At 58.5% G+C, this 19,033-nt stretch carries 17 protein-coding genes; 11 read left to right on the top strand and 6 right to left on the bottom strand.

Annotated features, from left to right (window positions below):
* Window positions 1–69: 69 nt before the first annotated feature.
* Window positions 70–549 (bottom strand): protein tyrosine phosphatase family protein, encoded by a 480-nt coding sequence (locus Q1A20_RS18185; protein ID WP_299917990.1) that lies wholly within the window; start codon window positions 547–549, stop codon window positions 70–72.
* A gap of 194 nt (window positions 550–743) precedes the next feature.
* Window positions 744–1,214 (bottom strand): DUF4231 domain-containing protein, encoded by a 471-nt coding sequence (locus Q1A20_RS18180; RefSeq protein ID WP_299409197.1) that lies wholly within the window; start codon window positions 1,212–1,214, stop codon window positions 744–746.
* A 195-nt stretch (window positions 1,215–1,409) separates the two neighbouring features.
* On the opposite strand from Q1A20_RS18180, the gene Q1A20_RS18175 reads away from it, so the two are divergent.
* From Q1A20_RS18175 to Q1A20_RS18150, 6 genes are all read left to right on the top strand, one after another.
* Complete coding sequence (locus Q1A20_RS18175) at window positions 1,410–2,282, top strand: DUF2189 domain-containing protein (protein WP_299409194.1); 873 nt, start codon at window positions 1,410–1,412, stop codon at window positions 2,280–2,282.
* 498 nt (window positions 2,283–2,780) lie between these two features.
* Window positions 2,781–4,472, top strand: coding sequence for a hypothetical protein (locus Q1A20_RS18170; RefSeq protein ID WP_299409192.1), 1,692 nt, complete (start codon window positions 2,781–2,783; stop codon window positions 4,470–4,472).
* An 89-nt stretch (window positions 4,473–4,561) separates the two neighbouring features.
* On the top strand, window positions 4,562–4,870 hold the full coding sequence (locus Q1A20_RS18165) for a hypothetical protein (RefSeq protein WP_299917987.1): 309 nt from the start codon (window positions 4,562–4,564) through the stop codon (window positions 4,868–4,870).
* A gap of 3 nt (window positions 4,871–4,873) precedes the next feature.
* The gene (locus Q1A20_RS18160) at window positions 4,874–5,947 is read left to right on the top strand and encodes a hypothetical protein (protein ID WP_299917985.1); all 1,074 of its coding nucleotides are present in this window, start codon (window positions 4,874–4,876) and stop codon (window positions 5,945–5,947) included.
* A complete protein-coding gene (locus Q1A20_RS18155; protein WP_299917983.1) occupies window positions 5,944–8,010 on the top strand; it encodes a glycosyltransferase in 2,067 nt (688 codons plus the stop codon). The genes Q1A20_RS18160 and Q1A20_RS18155 overlap by 4 nt, the downstream gene beginning before the upstream one ends.
* Window positions 8,007–8,441, top strand: a complete 435-nt coding sequence (locus Q1A20_RS18150; RefSeq protein WP_299917981.1) for a hypothetical protein — start codon at window positions 8,007–8,009, stop codon at window positions 8,439–8,441. The genes Q1A20_RS18155 and Q1A20_RS18150 overlap by 4 nt, the downstream gene beginning before the upstream one ends.
* Window positions 8,442–8,640: 199 nt before the next feature.
* Here Q1A20_RS18150 and Q1A20_RS18145 read toward each other — a convergent pair whose 3' ends face one another.
* Window positions 8,641–9,186 (bottom strand): DUF882 domain-containing protein, encoded by a 546-nt coding sequence (locus Q1A20_RS18145; RefSeq protein WP_299409599.1) that lies wholly within the window; start codon window positions 9,184–9,186, stop codon window positions 8,641–8,643.
* Between the two features lie 326 nt (window positions 9,187–9,512).
* Between Q1A20_RS18145 and Q1A20_RS18140 the strand changes: the two genes are divergently transcribed.
* The 4 genes from Q1A20_RS18140 to Q1A20_RS18125 are packed head-to-tail and all read left to right on the top strand — an operon-like array spanning window position 9,513 to window position 13,768.
* Window positions 9,513–11,126 (top strand): L,D-transpeptidase family protein, encoded by a 1,614-nt coding sequence (locus Q1A20_RS18140; RefSeq protein WP_299917979.1) that lies wholly within the window; start codon window positions 9,513–9,515, stop codon window positions 11,124–11,126.
* A 34-nt stretch (window positions 11,127–11,160) separates the two neighbouring features.
* On the top strand, window positions 11,161–12,261 hold the full coding sequence (lpxD, locus tag Q1A20_RS18135; RefSeq protein WP_299917976.1) for a UDP-3-O-(3-hydroxymyristoyl)glucosamine N-acyltransferase: 1,101 nt from the start codon (window positions 11,161–11,163) through the stop codon (window positions 12,259–12,261).
* Between the two features lie 33 nt (window positions 12,262–12,294).
* A complete protein-coding gene (locus tag Q1A20_RS18130) occupies window positions 12,295–12,552 on the top strand; it encodes an acyl carrier protein (protein ID WP_298975506.1) in 258 nt (85 codons plus the stop codon).
* Between the two features lie 7 nt (window positions 12,553–12,559).
* The gene (locus Q1A20_RS18125) at window positions 12,560–13,768 is read left to right on the top strand and encodes a beta-ketoacyl synthase (RefSeq protein WP_298975504.1); all 1,209 of its coding nucleotides are present in this window, start codon (window positions 12,560–12,562) and stop codon (window positions 13,766–13,768) included.
* 47 nt (window positions 13,769–13,815) lie between these two features.
* Here Q1A20_RS18125 and Q1A20_RS18120 read toward each other — a convergent pair whose 3' ends face one another.
* Window positions 13,816–14,439, bottom strand: a complete 624-nt coding sequence (locus Q1A20_RS18120) for an invasion associated locus B family protein (RefSeq protein ID WP_298975503.1) — start codon at window positions 14,437–14,439, stop codon at window positions 13,816–13,818.
* 426 nt (window positions 14,440–14,865) lie between these two features.
* On the opposite strand from Q1A20_RS18120, the gene Q1A20_RS18115 reads away from it, so the two are divergent.
* Window positions 14,866–16,413, top strand: a complete 1,548-nt coding sequence (locus Q1A20_RS18115; protein WP_299409174.1) for a helicase HerA-like domain-containing protein — start codon at window positions 14,866–14,868, stop codon at window positions 16,411–16,413.
* Window positions 16,414–16,503: 90 nt separating this feature from the next.
* On the opposite strand, the gene Q1A20_RS18110 is transcribed toward Q1A20_RS18115, so the two are convergent.
* Complete coding sequence (locus Q1A20_RS18110; protein ID WP_299409172.1) at window positions 16,504–17,808, bottom strand: branched-chain amino acid ABC transporter permease; 1,305 nt, start codon at window positions 17,806–17,808, stop codon at window positions 16,504–16,506.
* On the bottom strand, window positions 17,805–18,815 hold the full coding sequence (locus Q1A20_RS18105) for a branched-chain amino acid ABC transporter permease (protein ID WP_298975499.1): 1,011 nt from the start codon (window positions 18,813–18,815) through the stop codon (window positions 17,805–17,807). Before Q1A20_RS18105 ends, Q1A20_RS18110 begins: the two co-directional genes overlap by 4 nt.
* Between the last annotated feature and the right edge of the window lie 218 nt (window positions 18,816–19,033).

Here is a 19,033-nt window from a genome sequence, read left to right as displayed (position 1 = left end):
AGACATTGAAAACGATAGATTTAAGTAAAATCCTCTCGTTACTTTGCAGCCATGTGCGGGGGTTCTAGGTCAGTAGTCGTCCCCGGAATACCTGTTGGGCAGATGAACACTCTGCGCGTCCCCGATGAACGTGGCCCAAACGCCCCCAGGGCGCCAAATGCTGTCCATCAGCTCAAAAGCCGCGTCTTTCGAAAGGCTGCGGCCGGATTGCGCATGGCGATAGAAAAAAGCGGTCACCCTTGCGTTGTAGATGCAATGCACGTGCACCGGCTGGTCCTCAAGCTGCTCCAGCGCCGCGCAGAAGGCATCGAAGTCGTCCTGCGTCGGGTTCTCGAAATCCACCGGAATGTAGATGTATTCCATCCCCAGGGCGGCCACCGTCCCCGCTTCGTCCGCCAGCGCGCCCTTGTTGGAATGCGGCCCGAGGTTAATGATGTGGGTCACCCCCAAATCCCTGATTTTGGAGAGTTGGTTTTCCGTGGGCTGACCGGACAGGCTGATTTTGTCAGTGATCCGACGCCAGTTCAGGATTTCGGGTATATTCCGCATGGTTTTCTCCAATCACATGCTGGTTTGGCCTTGGTGGCTGAGAAGCAGGGTTTCATGCGCATTAAAACTGGAGCCAGTATCCCGGAAATCCACTTTCGTACGAGAGGTCGCGCGAGGCCTTGGCCGCTCGACCCAGCTTGAACGCCCCTCAACCGCAGTGCGATCCTTCGCGCCGACATCCCCTCAGGGCGCATTTACGTTTGCGGCGCGGCACCCTCGTTGTTTTTGAACTGCGCGACCCAATTCGTGTGCTCTTCCGAAATCATCGCCTCCACTCTTTCGGCCAAAAGCCGCGTGCGCTTTTCCACATCCGCATCGGTATAGGGCCCGGACCCGGCCATGTAGAGATACTTTTCATGCCGCAGTGCCTCACAGGACGAGCGATATTTCTGCCAGTTTTGCCGGTAGCTTCCCAGCTCCTGAAACCCCTCCAGCACCAGAACAAGCGCACCCAACGCGCCGGGCACAACGGCCTTGGTAGGGTCGATCAAGGACACAACCGGAATAGCTGCCGCGATTATGATTTGCAGGGATTTCAAGGCAAAATACCGGCGTTGCGACGTTACGCTTTTGGCATCGTACCAGGCGATCTGGTTTTCAAGACGCGGGTAATTGCTGTCGTCTGCGGGTGTGGAATGCGCGGTGGTTTTATCCTCTGGTGGCACAAATCATCTCCAGTCTTCAAAACCTCAACTCTACGCGGCTCTTCGCGCCGACGCTACTATGTTGTCCCGGCGCAGAGGGCCGCGCCCCACTGTGCACGACAACGCGCGCCAAATGTGGTACACTCACTTCAATTGATCTCTTTGGAACGACCTACAACTCTTTTCACTGCTCCGACCGGAGCGACGGAGGATGTCATGGTTCAGACAATTGGTAACCCACTCTCTTGGATTGCTCAGGCTTTTGGCGGCAGCGCTCAGGGCATCAGTACCGGCGTGCAGGAATTGGGGGGCGCAGAGGATGGTCAGGTGCAGATCCGCGACATTGATCTGTCTCATCTCAAGGAAGCGCTCAGCAAAGGACGTGCAGATTTCCTGGCTCTACGCACGGATGTGATTTTCATCGTGGTGATCTATCCGATCGTGGGCTTGATGCTGACCTGGTTTGCGCTGAACAATCAGGTCCTCTACTTGCTGTTCCCGCTGGTTTCGGGCTTTGCGCTGTTGGGGCCGGTTGCAGCGGTTGGCCTTTATGAAATGAGCCGGCGACGCGAGCAGGGGGTGAAAACCGGGTGGGGGGATGGCTTCAGGGTTGTGACCTCTCCGTCCATTTTCCCCATTCTCGTATTGGGCGGGTTCCTGGCCGCGATATTTTTTGTCTGGATGATCTGCGCGCACTTCATTTATGGCCTGACCTTGGGGCCCGGGACACCGGACTCAATTTCAGGTTTCTTGCAGGATGCGCTTACAACTTTTCCGGGTTGGATGATGATTTTGGTCGGCAGTGGTGTCGGCTTTGTCTTTGCCGCTGTTGTCTTGGCGATTAGCTTCGTCTCTTTTCCGCTTCTTGTGGACCGCAGCGTCGGATTGCCAGTTGCGGTGGTCACCTCGCTGAACATCGCCAAGCGTAATCCAAAAACCGTTGCCGCCTGGGGCGCCATTGTCGTGGCGCTGCTTTCCATTGGCGTCATCACCCTCTTTGTGGGGCTCATCTTCGTATTGCCGATCCTGGGGCACGCCACCTGGCACCTCTATCGGCAGGCGGTGGTGCCACTGTCCGACGCTTCTTGATCGCTGGCTGAAAATATCGGGTGACTAAGCCTCAGCTGGGGGTTCCTATTGCCTTGTTTTACATGGTGAAATGGCGCTCTTTGCCGTCATCGATGTACTCTTGACGTTGCGTGGTGGCAATATTTTCCCGTTATCTTTGTGCCCGTAGCCGTTTTGAAAGCGGGATACGCTTGCCATTGATGGTGCTCGGGCTTTTCAGCATCGCGCGGCCTTAACATAATCGAAAATCCTTACGCATTTTGATCTGACGCTTTCTGACAATTCGGGCGTTGACCGCCATATGGGCAGATGATCGGCTGCATGTTGCTTGCCGGATCTGAATTCCGCAGCCGGACCAGATGCACAGGCTGCATTTTCTTGTAAAATGACGTCATCACAGGAACAAAACGCGGTGACCCACGGAGGGAATTTGCAAAACCCTAGATTGTATATAAACTCAATTAATATTTTTGGGATTCGTTTGAATAGTTCTTTGAAAGCAGTCTGGGGGCTGTGAAAATGTCGGATTTGGCCAAAGAAGAGAGCGCAGAAAGCGCTGGCAAATCACAAAGCGCGTCGAAAGTAACCGCACATGATCTTCTGTCCACCGATTGGGAGGACAGATTGGCGGAAGCACGTGCCAAGCGTCAAAAACTGCTCGAAGCCAAAGGAAAATCCGGCAAGAAGCCCGTGGTGAAACGCCCGCGCTTTATGGACGAAGAGGGGATGCAGCCCTTTGCCCCTGTCGCGCCACGGCCGATGGCCGCCCCCGTACCAGATGCGATGGCTGAAGATCCGACACCTGCGCAAGCTGATCCGGCGCAAGAGGCGGCCAGCCTGGCCGCAGCATTCCGCGAAGAGGGAGCGGTGACACAACCCCCACGTGGAAAGCTTTTTCCAGCATCCATCCCGCGGGTCGCGACCGTGGCATTCGCCTGTTTCTTCGGGCTTGGATTTGGCATGGTCCTGAGCTTTGGCGCGGTTGTCGGCATGGGTTGGGTCTCGCTGACGGATGTTGCCCCGCAGCAAAATCTTGCCAGCCCGGACATCAAACCCGAAGCGCCAAGCATTTTCTCCGGCTCTGGCCTGAGCCTGCCGGTCGTGTCGACGATCGGCCAAAATACAGACCTCAGTTTGCCGAAGCTGACGACCGTTCAGACAGGTCCGCACGGCATGCCAAGGCTCTTCGCCGCGTCGGCAGCTGACAATGCGCCCGCCGAGGTTCTGTCACCAGGTCCGCGGCTGAACATCATTGCCCTGACTTCGGAACCGCTCACCTATGCCGAGATACACACCGGACCGATCGATCTGGCGTTTGCAAGCCCTGTGCGCGGCGATGCGGTACAGCTGCTGACAGGCACAGAGCGGATGACAGATGCGCTTCCGGTTTTACCTGAGGTTAGCAATGTTAAGCCTTTGACATTCCTGGCAAGTCTGAATGCTCCGATCCGGGAAAGCCAGGTCCTGGCAAAAGCATTTGCCGCGCAGACCGCGCCGATCCGGATGCCCGTGCCGCAGATGTATGAGAGCATGAAAGGCGATCCGCCAGCGACCGTCTGGTCGGAGCCGCTGAAACTGGATGTTTTCTATCCGAATATGGTGGATTGGGCGTCCATTGACCTCGCAGAGCCGGTGACAGGATTGGACGGATCGCAAGTAGACGTGCCGCCGATCAGAGCGCAGAACGCGAGCGTGCTGCCGACGGAAACGGTTTCATTCAAACTGCCAGACGTCGGCGGTCCGCCTATCAGCCGACCTGATCTGGCGTTCCGGCTCGGCTTTCGCGGTGACAAGGCCGCACAATTCAGCCTCGTTACCTTTGCGCCCACAAACGTGAAGAGCGATGCCTTGGACCGTAACGCCGAGATCCTGACCGCAACCGGCTTTCCGGTTGCATCCGTCAACCGGGTCAATTTCAAAGTGTCCAAAACCCACGTCCGTTATTACAGCCCTCAGGACGAACAGGTCGCGCAAGCCGTTGCCGCTGAGGTCGGTGGCATTGCCCGCGATTTCACCGGCGCACGCAACTCTGCACCGCCCGGTCGCATTGAAGTCTGGATGGCAGGCAACAGAGCTTTCGCAAGCACAAACAACCGGCCCAAGAGAACGCCCACCGCTGCACAAAGACGCGCGTCTTTGAAGGCGCAACTGGAAAACAGGCTGGTCAACAGTCTGCGGCGCGGGGAACACCTTGGGACGCGGTCGCCCTAGACCGGGGCAGGGAATAATCGCCCAAGGTTCCCCTGCCCAGACACGCAAGTAGATGACAAGTTTTAGAAGTAATCATTTCGGATGAAGCCGTGGCCAATAACAATCTAATCGCAGTCGTAACAATGCTCGTGCTCATGGGGTCATCCGGTGCGGCACAGCAGGAGCCCTCAATCGACGAATTGCTGACCATCGAGAAACTCATTGACGGTGGAGACTGGCGCGCGCTTTACACCTACGTCCAGGCCAACCCGAGGCTCACCGCGGGTAGTAGCCCCTTGGCGTCGGAACTGCGCTCCTTTGTTGATGATGCAAAACGCGGGCTGCTTAACAGGTTCGACGCGCCCCCCGGCAATCAAGCGGCAGCTTCGACCGCGACGTCAAACCAGCGCATCTACTGAGCCATGAACTCCGTTCAAAGCGCAGCGCCCGACCTCAGGATCGCCTATGTTCTTGATCCTCGATTTCCGGGCGGCACGTCCTCGGCAGTTGCCGCCGAGTTGGAGGTCGTCTCCACCATGGCGCAGGTGCAGGTTTTTGGTTTGGAGACAGATATGTTTTCAGGTCAGAGGGTTGCGCCCCAGCTGAGCGAAACCTTGTTGCGCTTGAACATTCCCTTCCACTGGGCAACCCGGGACATCGCAGCGGATATCGTGATTTTTCACAATCCATCCTGCCTGAAATTTAAGGACAGTCTCGGCGTCACCATCCTGGCGCGCCATCTGGTGGTGGTGACCCATGAAAATTTTCTGCGACCCGGCGGTGCAGAAGCTTTCGATGTGGCGAAATGCCTTGATCAAATTACTACCGCATCCGTCACGCTGGACCGGTGGATTGCGCCAATCTCCGCGTGGAACAGATCGACCGTGACGGGGTGGGACGCGGCAAACAAGTTGGGGGCAAGGTGGTCGGTACTGGATACCGACTGGTTCAATATCTGCGCCTTTGACATGATCCCGCCCACATCCAGCCCGCGTGATCGCAGGGGCCGTCATTCGCGCCCCGGCCTGGAGAAGTTTCCACAGCGTGACGTGCTGGAGATGTGTTTTCCACAAACCGCTGCGATCAACATCATCCTTGGGGCCGATAGCCTGATGCAGGCAGATGATCTGCCGTCGCATTGGAGCGTCCACCCTTTCGGCGGCCTGACCCTGCAACAGTATTTTGATGAAATCGACTTTCTGGTCTACTACACCGCGCCCACATGGCGCGAAAGCTTCGGCCGTGTCATTGCAGAAGCCGTGGCCGCCGGCAAGATCGCAATCACCGATCCAGAAACCGCCCACACATTCGAGGGTGCGGCCATCAGCGCCGCTCCCGAAGAAATTGATCAGATCATAGCCAACTATATTGCTGCACCGGATCGTTATCGGGCCGATGTGCTGTCGGGTCAGCAAAAACTGGCGCGCTTCTCCGCAGCGGCATTCAAATCGAGAATGAGCAATTTTCTGACCGGCTGTGCAGGAGCAACACCATGATCTTGCTGTGTTGCGGCCAGATTTCCGCAAAACACTTTGACGCGCTTTTGCTCCTGGCACTGCAGTTGGACAAATCTGGGCATCCGGTTGCGATAGACGACCGGTTTTTGCCAGAGAATGTCACCAAACAAAACAAATACGAAATGGCCCCGTTCCTGGCGGATTTCGCTGATATCGCGCCAAAATCGGTGGTTCTGATCGGGGCCGAAACCATCTCAACCGAGGTGCAGACGATATTGGGTACCATGCATCTGGGGGAGGACATTCCGATCTGGGTGCTGGGGCAATTTTCACAGCATCAGGATGCGATCAGCGCGCGGAATAAAATTGCCTATGCCACCGGTCGGGAACCAAAGCTGCTCGATCTGTCCAACCCGCAGCGGCCATCGCTGATGGAGGGCGCGATTGCACCTCAGCTCACTGAAATTGGCGACAGCCCTTTACAGGCGGAGGGCAAAGCGGTGCGCGTGCTTGTCTACATCCCCTGCGAAGACATCGAGGAACAGGATACCACGCTGAGCGACCTTTGCGTGGTGAACTACAGCCCGAACATACACTTGCAGATTTTGACGAATTCCAAGGGCAAGGATCTGATCCGAAGATCGCGGCATGGGAGCTTGTCGGTTTTCAGCTACGCCGAACTGCCGCCCACGGAATTGCTGCATTATTTTGATGTGCTGGTGTTTTTGGGGGCCAATGTTCCGGGCGAGCGGATGGCGGCACTCGCGCTTGATGCGATGGGGGCTGGCAAAGTGGTGATCGATTGCACCACCTCTTCCGGGTTCAGCGCGGTGGGGGCGCCCGTTCTGAAAGGTCCCGAACATGTCGCGGCCTTGCCCGGCTACCTGCAGGAAACCGTATCGCAGAACCGGATGGAAATTGGCCGCCGCACACAGCAAAGCGCCTGGCTGCACCCCTTTGATATCACCGGGCTGGAGCGCGAATTGCAGCTGGAACGCCCCGCCGCTTTGGAGCCTGCATCAGACCCGCAGACGGTATTTTTTCCCACCAACGGGAATGGCATGGGGCACGCGCAGCGATGTGCGTTGATTGGTGAGGCGATGCAAACCGAGCATGCCCGCCGTTTTGCGGCTTTTCCCAGTTGCGTCGAAATGCTGCGCAACCGTGGATTTTCCTGCGTGCCGATGGTCCCGCGCAGCGCCGATCACAGCGTGGAATATGCCGCAGATCTCGTCAATTACCTGCGGCTGCGCAGCACGCTTCGGCCGGGCGACCAGCTTGTCTTTGACGGCGGGTATGTGTTCGATTCCGTCTACCGGCTGATTTCGCGTTTGCAAAACCCTGCAGTCTGGATCCGGCGTGGGTTGTGGCGCCCGGGTCAGATCAATCCCATCGCGCTCGAACGGGAGCGCGCCTTTTCAAAAGTGATCGTGCCAACGGAAGCATTTGCGGAACTGAATACCGATTATTCCTCCGGCGATCACATTCACAAGGTCGGGCCCATCGTACAGCAGAAAGAAATCGCGCCGGAACAGTCGCAAAACCTGCGGGAGCGTCTGAGTGCGCAGTTTGATCGCAAGATCGACACGCTGGTTGTGACAATGCTTGGCGGTGGGGTGGCGTCAGAGCGCACCGCGCAAACGCAATTCCTGTGCAGCCTGTTGGAACGGCGGGTCAATTGCCTGCATTTGGTGGTCGCCTGGCCCAATGCGGTAGTTCCAAGCGGGCTTTACGGCTGGCACAACAGCCGTGTCATCCACACCGAGCGCACGCTTGATCTTTGTCAGGCGGCGGATCTCACCATATCGGCGACCGGCTACAATTCATTTCATGAGCTCATCTACGCGCAGGTCCCGGCAATCCTGATCCCGCAGTCAGCGCCCTATCTGGACGATCAGGAACGGCGCGCGCGCGCTGCTTTTGAACGCGGCTTGGCGGGTTTTGTGCAGGAGGCGGAATTGATGAGCCTTGAGCGCGAAGTCACCGCTTTTCTGGACAATGGCAAGTCTGACGCGGTGCGACAGGCCCTGCGCGCTGTAACCCTGCCGGAGCCGGGTAATCACGCGGCGGCAAAACTCATAGAACAGGGGTCAGTGCGATGACACCGGAGCAGGACTATCATGCGATCCTTGCGCATCTTTCGCGCCATGAACCTCTGGCGCTCGACAGGCTGGTATTTGATGCCGCGACCCTCGCACCGGACACTGAGGTGCATCTTGCTCGCTTCCCGCCATCCGCAGCGATCTGGGACACACCGACGGGCCGGCAGTCGCGCATCGGGATTAGGATCACAGCGCCGGTCGAGAATGCGGATTTTCTCGCCGGGCGGCTGGCATCCATTGCCGTGGAGCGGCAGATCTTTCCGGTCTTTCTGAGCTATATCGGAACATGTGGCATGCAGCGATTTGGTTTCCGGGTCGAGCAACTGTCAGGGGTGCCAAAAGAGGCGCAAGATCATTTCGAAGCGCAGCTCACACGTTTTTGGCGCCTGGCGATGATCGTTGATGCGTCCGAGGTCGACAGGTTGGGGTAACGCGCACGGGCTGCGCTGAAGATACCCAATTTCCGCTGCGTCTCGCGAAACCACCCCTTACCCGGTCGACACGCCATAAACGCTCATTTTAACATAAATCGCACCTAAGTTCCGACCTCTGGAAGGCAAACAGTGGCGCACAAAAAAGGCGGCACGTTTTGGCCGCCGTCTTTGCAAGATATCGCGTATCGGGTCCGGATTAGCGGCCCCAGGTGCGCACCACGCCGCAGTCCATATGGACAAAATTGGAGCGTGAGTATTTACCAACTCCGCCGCCTTTGCAGGCCTGTGCCGCACGCGCGACTTGAGCCACGGATCGGCTCGCCAATCGCAGGTCCGCTGCCTGACCTTTGACATGCAGCGAATTCTTGGCAACCGCCCGGCTGCGTGATCGCAACATCGCATTGGTCTGCGGACTGCGATAGCCCGAAAGCAGCATGTAGGGTTCGCTGGCATCCAGAAGATTATGCGCCGCCGACATGATATCGATTGTGCGCAGGTCCATGGACTTCACACCATCCGTACGCCAATCGCGCATGAAGTGATTGATTTCCTTGACAGCTTCGGGCACGTATTTACCCTCGATCCAATAGATCATGTCGATCCGTTCACCGGTGCGACCGGAGTACATTCGGATCCGTCTGATATCACCCCCGCCACGCAGGAAACCTGCCGCGGATGCAAATGTTGGTGCTGCCGTTACTGCCGTTGCCGCAAACGCTGTCAATAGCGCCCGGCGTGACATACTCAGTGAGCCGTCGTTCGTCATTAGGTTTTCGCCCCGTATTCTGCCTTTACCCGTGATGTTACACGAGGGTGTCATCTCTTCCCCAGATGCAACATTGGTATGTCATAGCGCTGATTGTTAACCAAGTCCTGAAAGCCAGAGCGGTTCTTTTTGACCAATTTTAGGCAAAATATCGCCAATCTTGAGAAACGTCGGAACAAATCTCTTTTGCGATGCATGGTTGCATCATTTTCACGTTTCCTTGACCGAAAACCTAAATGTTATTGGACAGCTGCGCTTGTGATGGTCAAACACGTACCGATATTTTATTGAGTGAGGTCCTCATGCCATCTTTGGTTTTGTCCAATCGCCGTTTTCTGAATGTCTTGGCAGTCACATTGGTTGCCTTATCAAGTTTGATTTTTGCGGCACCGGCCAAAGCGCAGGGAACAGCGTTCAAACAAGCGGTTGCAGAGGCAGCCGCCCGCGACAAGGACATCGCCGCCTTTTACCAGGCAAATGGCTATGAAGGCATCTGGACCGGCAAAGGCCGTGATCGCAGTCGCCGCGCGGCGCTCATTCAGGCGCTCAGCGCGGCGGACAATCATGGTCTGCCTGCCGCGCGCTATGACGTGGAGGGCCTGCAGGCGAAAATGAAGGCCGCCCGCACACCGCGTGATCTTGGCCTTGTGGAGGTCGAGATCAGCCGCGTCTTCCTGCAGTTTGCCCGTGATATGCAAACCGGCGTTCTGATCCCGGCGCGCGTCAACAAAGCCATCGTGCGCAAGGTGCCGTATCGCGACCGCCAGTCCTATCTGGTGAATTTCGTCAAATCGTCGCCCAAGGGCTTTTTCCGGGCACTGGCCCCGAAAACCACCGAATACACCGGGCTGATGAAAGAAAAGCTGCGGCTTGAGCGGTTGCTGGCGCAGGGGGGATGGGGGCCAACGGTGCCGTCGAAGACCTTGAAACCCGGTGCCACGGGTGCGGCTGTGGTGGCACTGCGCGACCGCCTGGTGCGCATGGGCTATATGAAACGCAATGCCGGTCAGTCCTATGACGCCAAAATGACCGCTGCCGTGCAGCGGTTCCAGGGCACGCACGGGCTGGCGCAAGACGGCGTCGCCGGGCCAGGCACGATGCAGGAAATCAACACCTCGGTTCAGACCCGCCTGCAATCGGTCATCGTGGCCATGGAGCGCGAGCGCTGGCTCAACCAGGAACGCGGCCGTCGTCATGTCGAGGTCAACCTGACCGACTTCTCCGCCAAGATCATCGACAATGGCAAGGTGACCTTTGAAACCCGTTCCGTGATCGGACACCGCGAGCGGGACCGTCAGTCGCCCGAATTCTCGGACGTCATGGAATTCATGGTGATCAACCCAAGCTGGTATGTGCCGCGGTCCATCGTGACCAAGGAATATCTACCGGAATTGCAAAAGAACCCCAACGCGGTGAACCATATCGAGATCACCGACCGTCAGGGCCGCCGGGTCGACCGCACCGCAGTGGACTTTACACAATTCACCGCGCGCACCTTCCCCTTTGCGATGCGCCAGCCGCCCAGCCGCGGCAATGCCCTGGGCCTGGTTAAGTTCATGTTCCCGAACCCGCACAACATCTACCTGCACGACACACCGGCGAAGAACCTCTTCTCGCGCGAAACCCGCGCCTACAGCCATGGGTGCATCCGTCTGGCGGACCCCTTTGACTTTGCCTATGCGTTGCTGGCCAAGCAGACCAATGATCCCAAAGGTCTGTTCCAGGCGAAGCTTGCCACCGGCAAGGAGCAACAGGTCGATCTGAAGCAACCGGTACCGGTACACATCATCTACCGGACCGCCTTCATCGATGGCAAAGGCCGCGCCGAATTCCGCCGCGACATCTATGGGCGTGATGCGCAAATCTGGAATGCCCTGTCCAAAGCAGGGGTGGCATTGCGCGCTGTTCAGGGTTAAATCAATCCCCTGAGCAGCTTGGGGGCCCATCGCCATGACCGAAACGACGTATAGCGTCGAGGAGATTGCCGCAGCGCTTGGGGCCGACGCTTATGGCGATACCGCATTGCGGATCGGGCGGGCCTCGGAACCCAAGAGTGCAGAAGCCGATGATCTGGCGATTGCCACCAGCAAAACCTATGCGGAGGCGATCAGTGAGGGGCGGGCGCAGGCTGCACTGCTCTGGCAGGGCGCCGATTGGCACGCGCTTGGCCTGAAGGCTGCGATCATTCCCAGACGCCCCCGGTATGCCATGTCCAGCCTGACGCAATTGCTGGATCCGGGGCAGGGGTATGCCGCTGAAATCCACCCCAGCGCTGTGATCGACCCATCGGCAGAGCTTGGGGAAGGCGTGCATGTCGGCCCGCTTGCCGTGGTGTCTGCCGGCGCCCGGATCGGCGCGGGCAGCGTAATCGGCCCACAGTGTTTTATCGGTTGGAATGCAAAGCTTGGCGAAAAGGCATACTTGCGCGAGGCGGTCTCGATCGGCGCGCGTGTGACCATCGGTGACAGATTTATCGCGCAGCCTGGTGCCCGCATTGGCGGCGACGGGTTCTCCTATGCAACACCGGATACCTCGGGCGTCGAAGCGGCGCGCGCCACGCTGGGCGATCAGCAGAATACCAGCGCTCAGTCCTGGGAGCGCATCCACTCGCTGGGGGCCGTGACCGTCGGCGATGATGTGGAAGTTGGCGCCAATGCGACCATCGACTATGGCACGATCCGCGACACCCGGGTCGGTGACAGTACGAAGATCGATAACCTTGTGCACATCGGGCACAACTGTGTCGTCGGTAACGACTGCCTGCTCTGTGGTCAGGTGGGGATCGCCGGATCCGTGCGGGTGGGCAATAATGTGGTGCTGGGCGGCCAGGTGGGCGTCAGCGACAATATCTTCATCGGGGACGGGGTCATTGCCGGGGGCGCCAGCAAAATCTTTTCCAATGTGCCTGCCGGGCGCACCATTCTGGGGTCTCCTGCCACCAAAATGGAAACCCAGATGGAAAGCTACAAGGCCATACGACGCCTGCCACGGGTGATGCGTGACATCGCTGCCTTGCAGAAAGCGGTTTTCAAACCGGACACGAAGGACTAAATCCACCTCAGGCGACGAAAGAGGACAGGACGCGTGAGCATCAAGGACAAAGTCATAGCCATCATCGCGGATCAAGCTGTGCTTGAGCCCTCCGATGTCACTCTGCAAAGCACGCTTGAGGACCTCGGCATCGACAGTCTGGGGCTGGTGGAGAGCATTTTCGCGATCGAGGAAGAATTTGATATCTCGGTGCCGTTTAACGCCAATGACCCCAAAGCGTCGGATTTCGATATCTCTACCGTGGCGTCAATTGTCGCCGGGATCGAACGGTTGAAAGCCGAACAGAGTTGATGCGGCCATGAAACGCGTCGTGATCACCGGTGCCGGCACCATCAACGCGCTTGGGCATGACGTGGCCACCACCATGGCGGCGATGCGGGCGGGCACCTGCGGCATTGGGGCGCTCGATCTGCGGGATGTCGACCGGCTGTCGATCCAGATCGGAGGACAGGTGCGCGGGTTTGAGGCCGAAGGGCGCTACAACCGTCAGCAAATGTCGCTCTATGATCGGTTCACGCAATTCACGCTCGCCTCCGCCAAGGAGGCCATCGACCAGTCCGGGCTGGTGTTCAGTGGCGAGCTGGCCGCCAAATCCGGCGTCGTTCTGGGCACGGCGGGCGGCGGCGTCAGCACCTGGGATGACAATTACCGCTCCGTCTATGAGGACGGCAAAAACCGCGTGCACCCCTTTGTGGTGCCCAAGCTGATGAATAATGCGGCGGCCAGCCACGTCAGTATGGAATACAACCTCAAAGGCCCCTCCTTCACTGTCTCGACCGCCTGCGCGTCTTCCAATCACGCGATGGCGCAGGCCTTTACCATGGTCCGCTCGGGGCTTGCGCCCGCGATGGTCACGGGCGGGTCTGAATCCATGCTCTGCTTTGGTGGCGTCAAAGCCTGGGAAGGGCTGCGTGTGATGTCGCGCGATGCCTGCCGCCCGTTTTCTGCCAACCGAAACGGTATGGTGCAGGGCGAGGGGGCAGGCGTCTTTGTCTTCGAGGAATATGAACATGCCCGCGCCCGAGGGGCCGATATCCTTTGTGAAGTGGCCGGGTTTGCCATGTCCTCAGACGCCAGCGATATCGTGATGCCCTCGAAGAACGGTGCGGCGCGCGCAATGTCCGGTGCGTTGCAGGACGCACGGATCAATCGCGAAGACGTGGGCTACATCAACGCGCATGGCACGGGCACCGCGGCCAATGACAAGACCGAATGCGCAGCCGTCGCGGATGTTTTCGGGCCACATGCTGACAAGCTGATGATCAGCTCAACCAAATCGATGCATGGGCACCTGATTGGCGGCACCGGGGCGGTGGAGCTGCTGGCCTGCATCATGGCGCTGCGCGACGGTGTGATTGCGCCAACCATCGGCTATGAGGAGCCGGATCCGGAATGTGCTCTGGACGTGGTGCCTAATGAGGCGCGCGAAGCATCGGTCAAAGTTGCGATCTCAAACGCCTTTGCTTTTGGCGGGATGAACGCTGTGCTAGCCCTGCGCGCGGCATGAAAAAGGCCGCCCCGAAACCGGCGCGGCTCTGATTTCAATCTTACGGCTTACTGGTCGATCACAGAGACCACATCGTAGCTGGCGGTGAACCCGCTCAGCGAGAGAGAGACATTGACCCGCTGATCCTGCGCCACAATCGGCACAATGGAGATCACTGCCTCACCACCCCGTTTGAAGCTGTTGATGTCTTCATCCGTCAGACCGATCCGCGCATAGCACCCAACCCGATTGCAAAAGGCGAAGGGGTAGCGTTTCGCCGGTTTGTCATCGATCTTGATGGTCAGCTGACCCGCCAGCGAGGTTTCCAGCGGCACAACCACGGTGGCCCCTGCCTGGGCCTGTCCACCTTCGGGCAGCTTGAACAGGGTGAACTCGGAAATCGGTGTGCCCTCTTCGTTGGAGAGAAGCTGATACATCTGGCAAGGGTCCTCACCGTTTTCGGTCTTGATGCACCGCATGTCCCAATCGCCGAACTCTTCCTTGATATAGGTTTCCCCAACCTGTGGGCCTTCCGGGGCGGTCTCCCCCAGGCTTAGCTCATTGGGCGTCGATGGGGCCTCTTCAGGCGTTTCCTCTGTCGTATCCGACTGCGCGATGGCCATTGTCGAGGCAAATGCAATCGGCAATGCAAGGGCCAGACTACGGGCCAAAATCGATGTATATTTGGGCATGTTCGCTCCGCTTTCACTGCTTTTCTGCGGTGTAGCACGCGTATCGGGAAGTGTCAGGTCCGATGGCTGGAAATCGCCACCCGGGCCATCATTTTTTTGTGGGCATACCTAAATAAGAAAAGGGATGCGCGAGGCATCCCTTCCCAAATTGGTCTTCTCCCCGTCGGACTGGCCGACTTATTGCGCAGAGGCTACGAAACGTCACCCATGGCGTCAACCAGAAAGTCGGCGGAATTCTTAAATGTTACCATAACCTATCCGCAGTTGAAAAAAGGGCCGTACCGAAAATCGGCACGGCCAGTCTGACAGGGAGGATGTCCGAGCCGGGAAGGACATAATCACCGACTCGAACAAATTCACTATGGCTCTCAAAGGTTAAAATCGTATGGTCAATCCAAGAAAATATGACTTGGGGGATTTTCGGGCATGACAGCGGATATTTTGATTGGCGGCGGTGGGCCGGACTACGGCGTGCAACAACATCTCAGCCTTGGCTATGCCAACCGGCACGGGTTGATTGCGGGCGCGACCGGCACCGGCAAAACCGTCACCTTGCAGATTCTGGCAGAAGGTTTTTCCAAGGCCGGCGTGCCAGTTTTTCTCTCAGATGTGAAAGGCGATCTGTCAGGCCTCGCCAAATCCGGGTCCGAGGCGCACAAGCTGCACACGCCCTTCATGGAGCGCGCGGGCAAGATCGGGTTTTCCGATTTCACCTATGAGGCTTTCCCGGTGACCTTCTGGGATCTGTTTGGCGATCAGGGTCACCCGGTGCGCACTACCGTGTCCGAGATGGGCCCGCTGTTGTTGGCACGGCTGCTGGAGCTGACCGAAGCGCAGGAGGGCATCCTGAACATCGCCTTCCGTCTGGCCGATGAAGAAGGTCTGCCGCTGCTGGACCTCAAGGATCTGCAATCGCTGCTGGTCTGGATTGGTGAAAACGCCAAGGAGCTTTCCCTGCGCTACGGCAATGTCTCCAGCGCCTCGATCGGTGCGATCCAGCGGCGCTTGCTGGTGCTGGAAAACCAGGGCGGCACCGGCCTTTTCGGGGAACCGGCGCTGGCGCTCTCCGATCTCATGCGCCTTGATGCAAAGGGACGTGGGGAAATCAACATCCTCGCCGCGGACAAATTGATGGGCGCGCCGGGCCTTTATGCCACCTTCCTGCTCTGGCTCCTGTCTGAGCTGTTTGAGGAACTGCCCGAGGTGGGCGATCCGGACAAACCCAAGCTGGTGTTCTTCTTTGACGAGGCGCATCTGCTCTTTGACGACGCACCAAAGGCACTGGTGGACAAGGTCGAGCAGGTGGCGAGGCTCATCCGTTCAAAGGGGGTGGGGGTCTATTTCATCACCCAGAACCCTGCCGATGTACCGGAGGACATCCTGGGCCAGCTCGGCAACCGGATCCAGCATGCGCTGCGCGCCTTCACGGCCAAAGACCGCAAAGAGTTACGCATGGCTGCAGAAACCTACCGCGAGAACCCCGCGTTCAAGACCGAGGAGGCGATCCGCGAGGTGGGTGTCGGCGAGGCGGTCACCTCCATGCTGCAACGCAAGGGCGTGCCGGGTATCGTGGAACGCACATTGATCCGCCCACCATCTTCTCAACTGGGGCCCATCACCAAGGCAGAACGCGCAGCACTCATGGCAGCCTCTGACATGGCCGGCAAATATGACACCGCCATAGATCGCAGCTCCGCCTTTGAAATCCTGAAAACACGCGCAGACGCTGCAGCAGCCGAAGCAGCAAAAGCGGAAGAGGCAGCAGAAGAAGGCTCGCCGCAACTGCGTGAATTCAACGCGGCGCGGCGCTATTCCGGCGGGCGGGTGGCGCGCTCCACCTCGCGGCGCAGCACTACCCGGCAAAGCCAGAGCATTGGGGGCGCGGTGGCAAGTGTGGTGATCAAAGAATTGAAGGGTACCACCGGGCGGCGCATCGTGCGCGGCATCCTCGGTGGCCTCTTCAAAGGTCGCTGAGCCTGACCCTTCTCTTGGCCTTAAATATCCAAATGCCCCACCGCCAGGTGGGGGCCATCATAGCGTCGCCCGGCGCTAGCAGGGCGTCCTTTACTTTTCCGGGATCAATCCCCGCGGGCTGAACCTTAAGACCAGCAACAACAACACCCCGATGGTCAGCAAGCGCATATGCGCCGCGGATTCGATCAGATGTGCCTTCACCGCGCTGCCATCCGGCATGCTGGCCGTAATCCATTCCATGACGGCCAATCCGATGGATTCGCCCTGATCCCACATCAGATAGATCACCATCCCCCCCAGCACAGCGCCCAGGTTGTTGCCGGAGCCGCCGACAATCACCATGACCCAAATCAGGAAGGTAAAGCGCAGGGGCTGATAGGTGCCGGGCGTCAACTGCCCGTCCAGCGTGGTCAGCATCGCCCCGGCGATGCCGCAGATGGCAGAGCCCAGAATGAACACTTGCAAATGCCGTGCGGTCACATCCTTGCCCATGGCTTCGGCGGCGACCTCATTGTCACGGATCGCGCGCATCATCCGGCCCCAGGGGCTGTTCAGCGCCATTTGCGCCAGCCACAACAGCAGCACCAGGACAAAGGCGAAAAGCCCGCAATAAAGCAGTTTCACATAAATCGTCGAGGCGATGACTGCATCAACCCCAATGCCTGCTGCCCGGTCGACAAAGACTGCGTTATTTTGCAAATCGATCTCGTAAGGCACCGGTCGGGGCACGCCCACGACGTTCTTTACGCCGCGCGACAGCCAGTCTTCATTCTTGAGAATTGCAATGATGATCTCGGCAATCCCCAGCGTCGCAATCGCGAGGTAATCCGAGCGCAGCCCCAGCGCTGTTTTTCCGATGAGCCACGCGGCCCCGGCGGCCAACAGGCCCCCCACGGGCCAGGCAATGATCACCGGCAGACCGAGCCCGCCGAGATACCCGGTGAGTGCCGGATCAATGGCCTCCACCGCTTCGACCGAGGGATCAAAGAGGCCGCGATATATCATGAAGCCGGCAATCAGAATGCCCAGCACAACCAGCGTGCGCAGCCAGCCCTTGGCCATACGACCGGCCACAAGGATCGCCCCTCCGATGGTCAGCGCCCCCAGAAACAGGCTCGCCACGATACCATAACCCCCTGCGGTCCAGGCCCCGGGGGTCACCGGCATGCCGACCAGCACCGCCGCCAACCCGCCCAAAGCGACAAACCCCATGATCCCGACATTGAAGAGCCCCGCAAACCCCCATTGCAGGTTCACCCCCAACGCCATGATCGCAGAAATCAGCCCCATGTTGAGCACGAAGAGCGCGGCATTCCAGCCCTGGAACTGCGCAATCACCGGGATCATCGCAAAAACCACCGCAAAGAGGATCGTATTTTTCAAAGCTGAACTCATACCGCTTTTCCCTGGAACAGGCCCGTGGGTTTCACCAGCAGGACAATCAGCAGGATCACGAAGCTCACCGCTAGTTTGTAATCCGTGGACAAAAGCTGCACCAACGTGTCCGGCGCCATGCTTTCAGGCAGGACGTAAGTCGCGACTTTCTTCCAGGCATAGGTCACCGTGACCTCGGAAAAGGCGATGACAAAGCCCCCCGCAATCGCCCCCAGCGGGTTGCCCAGACCACCGACAATAGCACTGGCAAAGATCGGCAGCAGCAGCTGGAAATAGGTGAAGGGTTTGAAGCTCTTGTCGAGCCCGTAGAGCACACCCGCAATGGTCGCCAGCCCCGCCACGATCAGCCAGGTGATCATCACCACCCGCTCCGGGTTGATGCCCGACAGCAGGGCCAGATCCTCATTGTCGGAATAGGCGCGCATGGACTTACCGGTACGCGTGCGGTTGAGAAACCAGAAGAGCAGGGCCACCACGATCACTGCGGTCAGGATGGTGATGCCTTGCGTGGTCTTGAACGCCAGCCCCTCGCGCAGGCCGGTCATCTCCCTGAAGGTCCGGGCCGAGATGATGAAGCGTTCGCCATCCAGAAAGCGCTGGTCATCCGGCCCGATGATGAACCGCACCAGACCGTTAAGCACGAAGGTTACGCCAAGGCTGACAATGACGAAAATCACCGGCTTGGCCTTCTGGGCGCGGTAAAACCGATAGACGATGCGGTCGGTGGTGAGCACGAGCGCCATGCACCCCAGAATGCCGAAGGGCAGGGCGAGCAGGGCAGTGGGCAGTGGGCCCAATGAGACGCCCCAGCTCTGAAACAGCCAGGTGACCAACACGGTCACCATCGCGCCAAAGGCCATGGTGTCGCCATGGGCGAAATTCGAAAACCGCAGGATGCCATAGATCAGCGTAACCCCCAACGCCCCAAGCGCCAGTTGCGAGCCATAGGCCATGGCAGGGATGATCACGAAATTCGAGAGTGCGACGAAGGCGTTGAGGAAGTCCATCTATTCAGTCACTTCGCATGTTTCTGTGTACACGTTGCACGTAGCTCTTTCGCAGCTGCCCGAAAAAACCTCTGTCCCGCCCTGTTGGAACGATCGAACCAAAGAGCTTTCGTAGGACGACCATATCGTTACGATTTGAGATGGGTTGATCGCGGGAGTGGCAGAATAGACTTGAACCATATCAAGTGGGCCTTGACCAAATATGGATCCATCCAGTG

The organism is uncultured Roseobacter sp. (assembly GCF_947501835.1).
Lineage (GTDB): Bacteria > Pseudomonadota > Alphaproteobacteria > Rhodobacterales > Rhodobacteraceae > Roseobacter.
The sequence above is the reverse complement of the archived record's forward strand: the minus strand, read 5'-3'. Positions and strand labels throughout refer to the sequence as shown.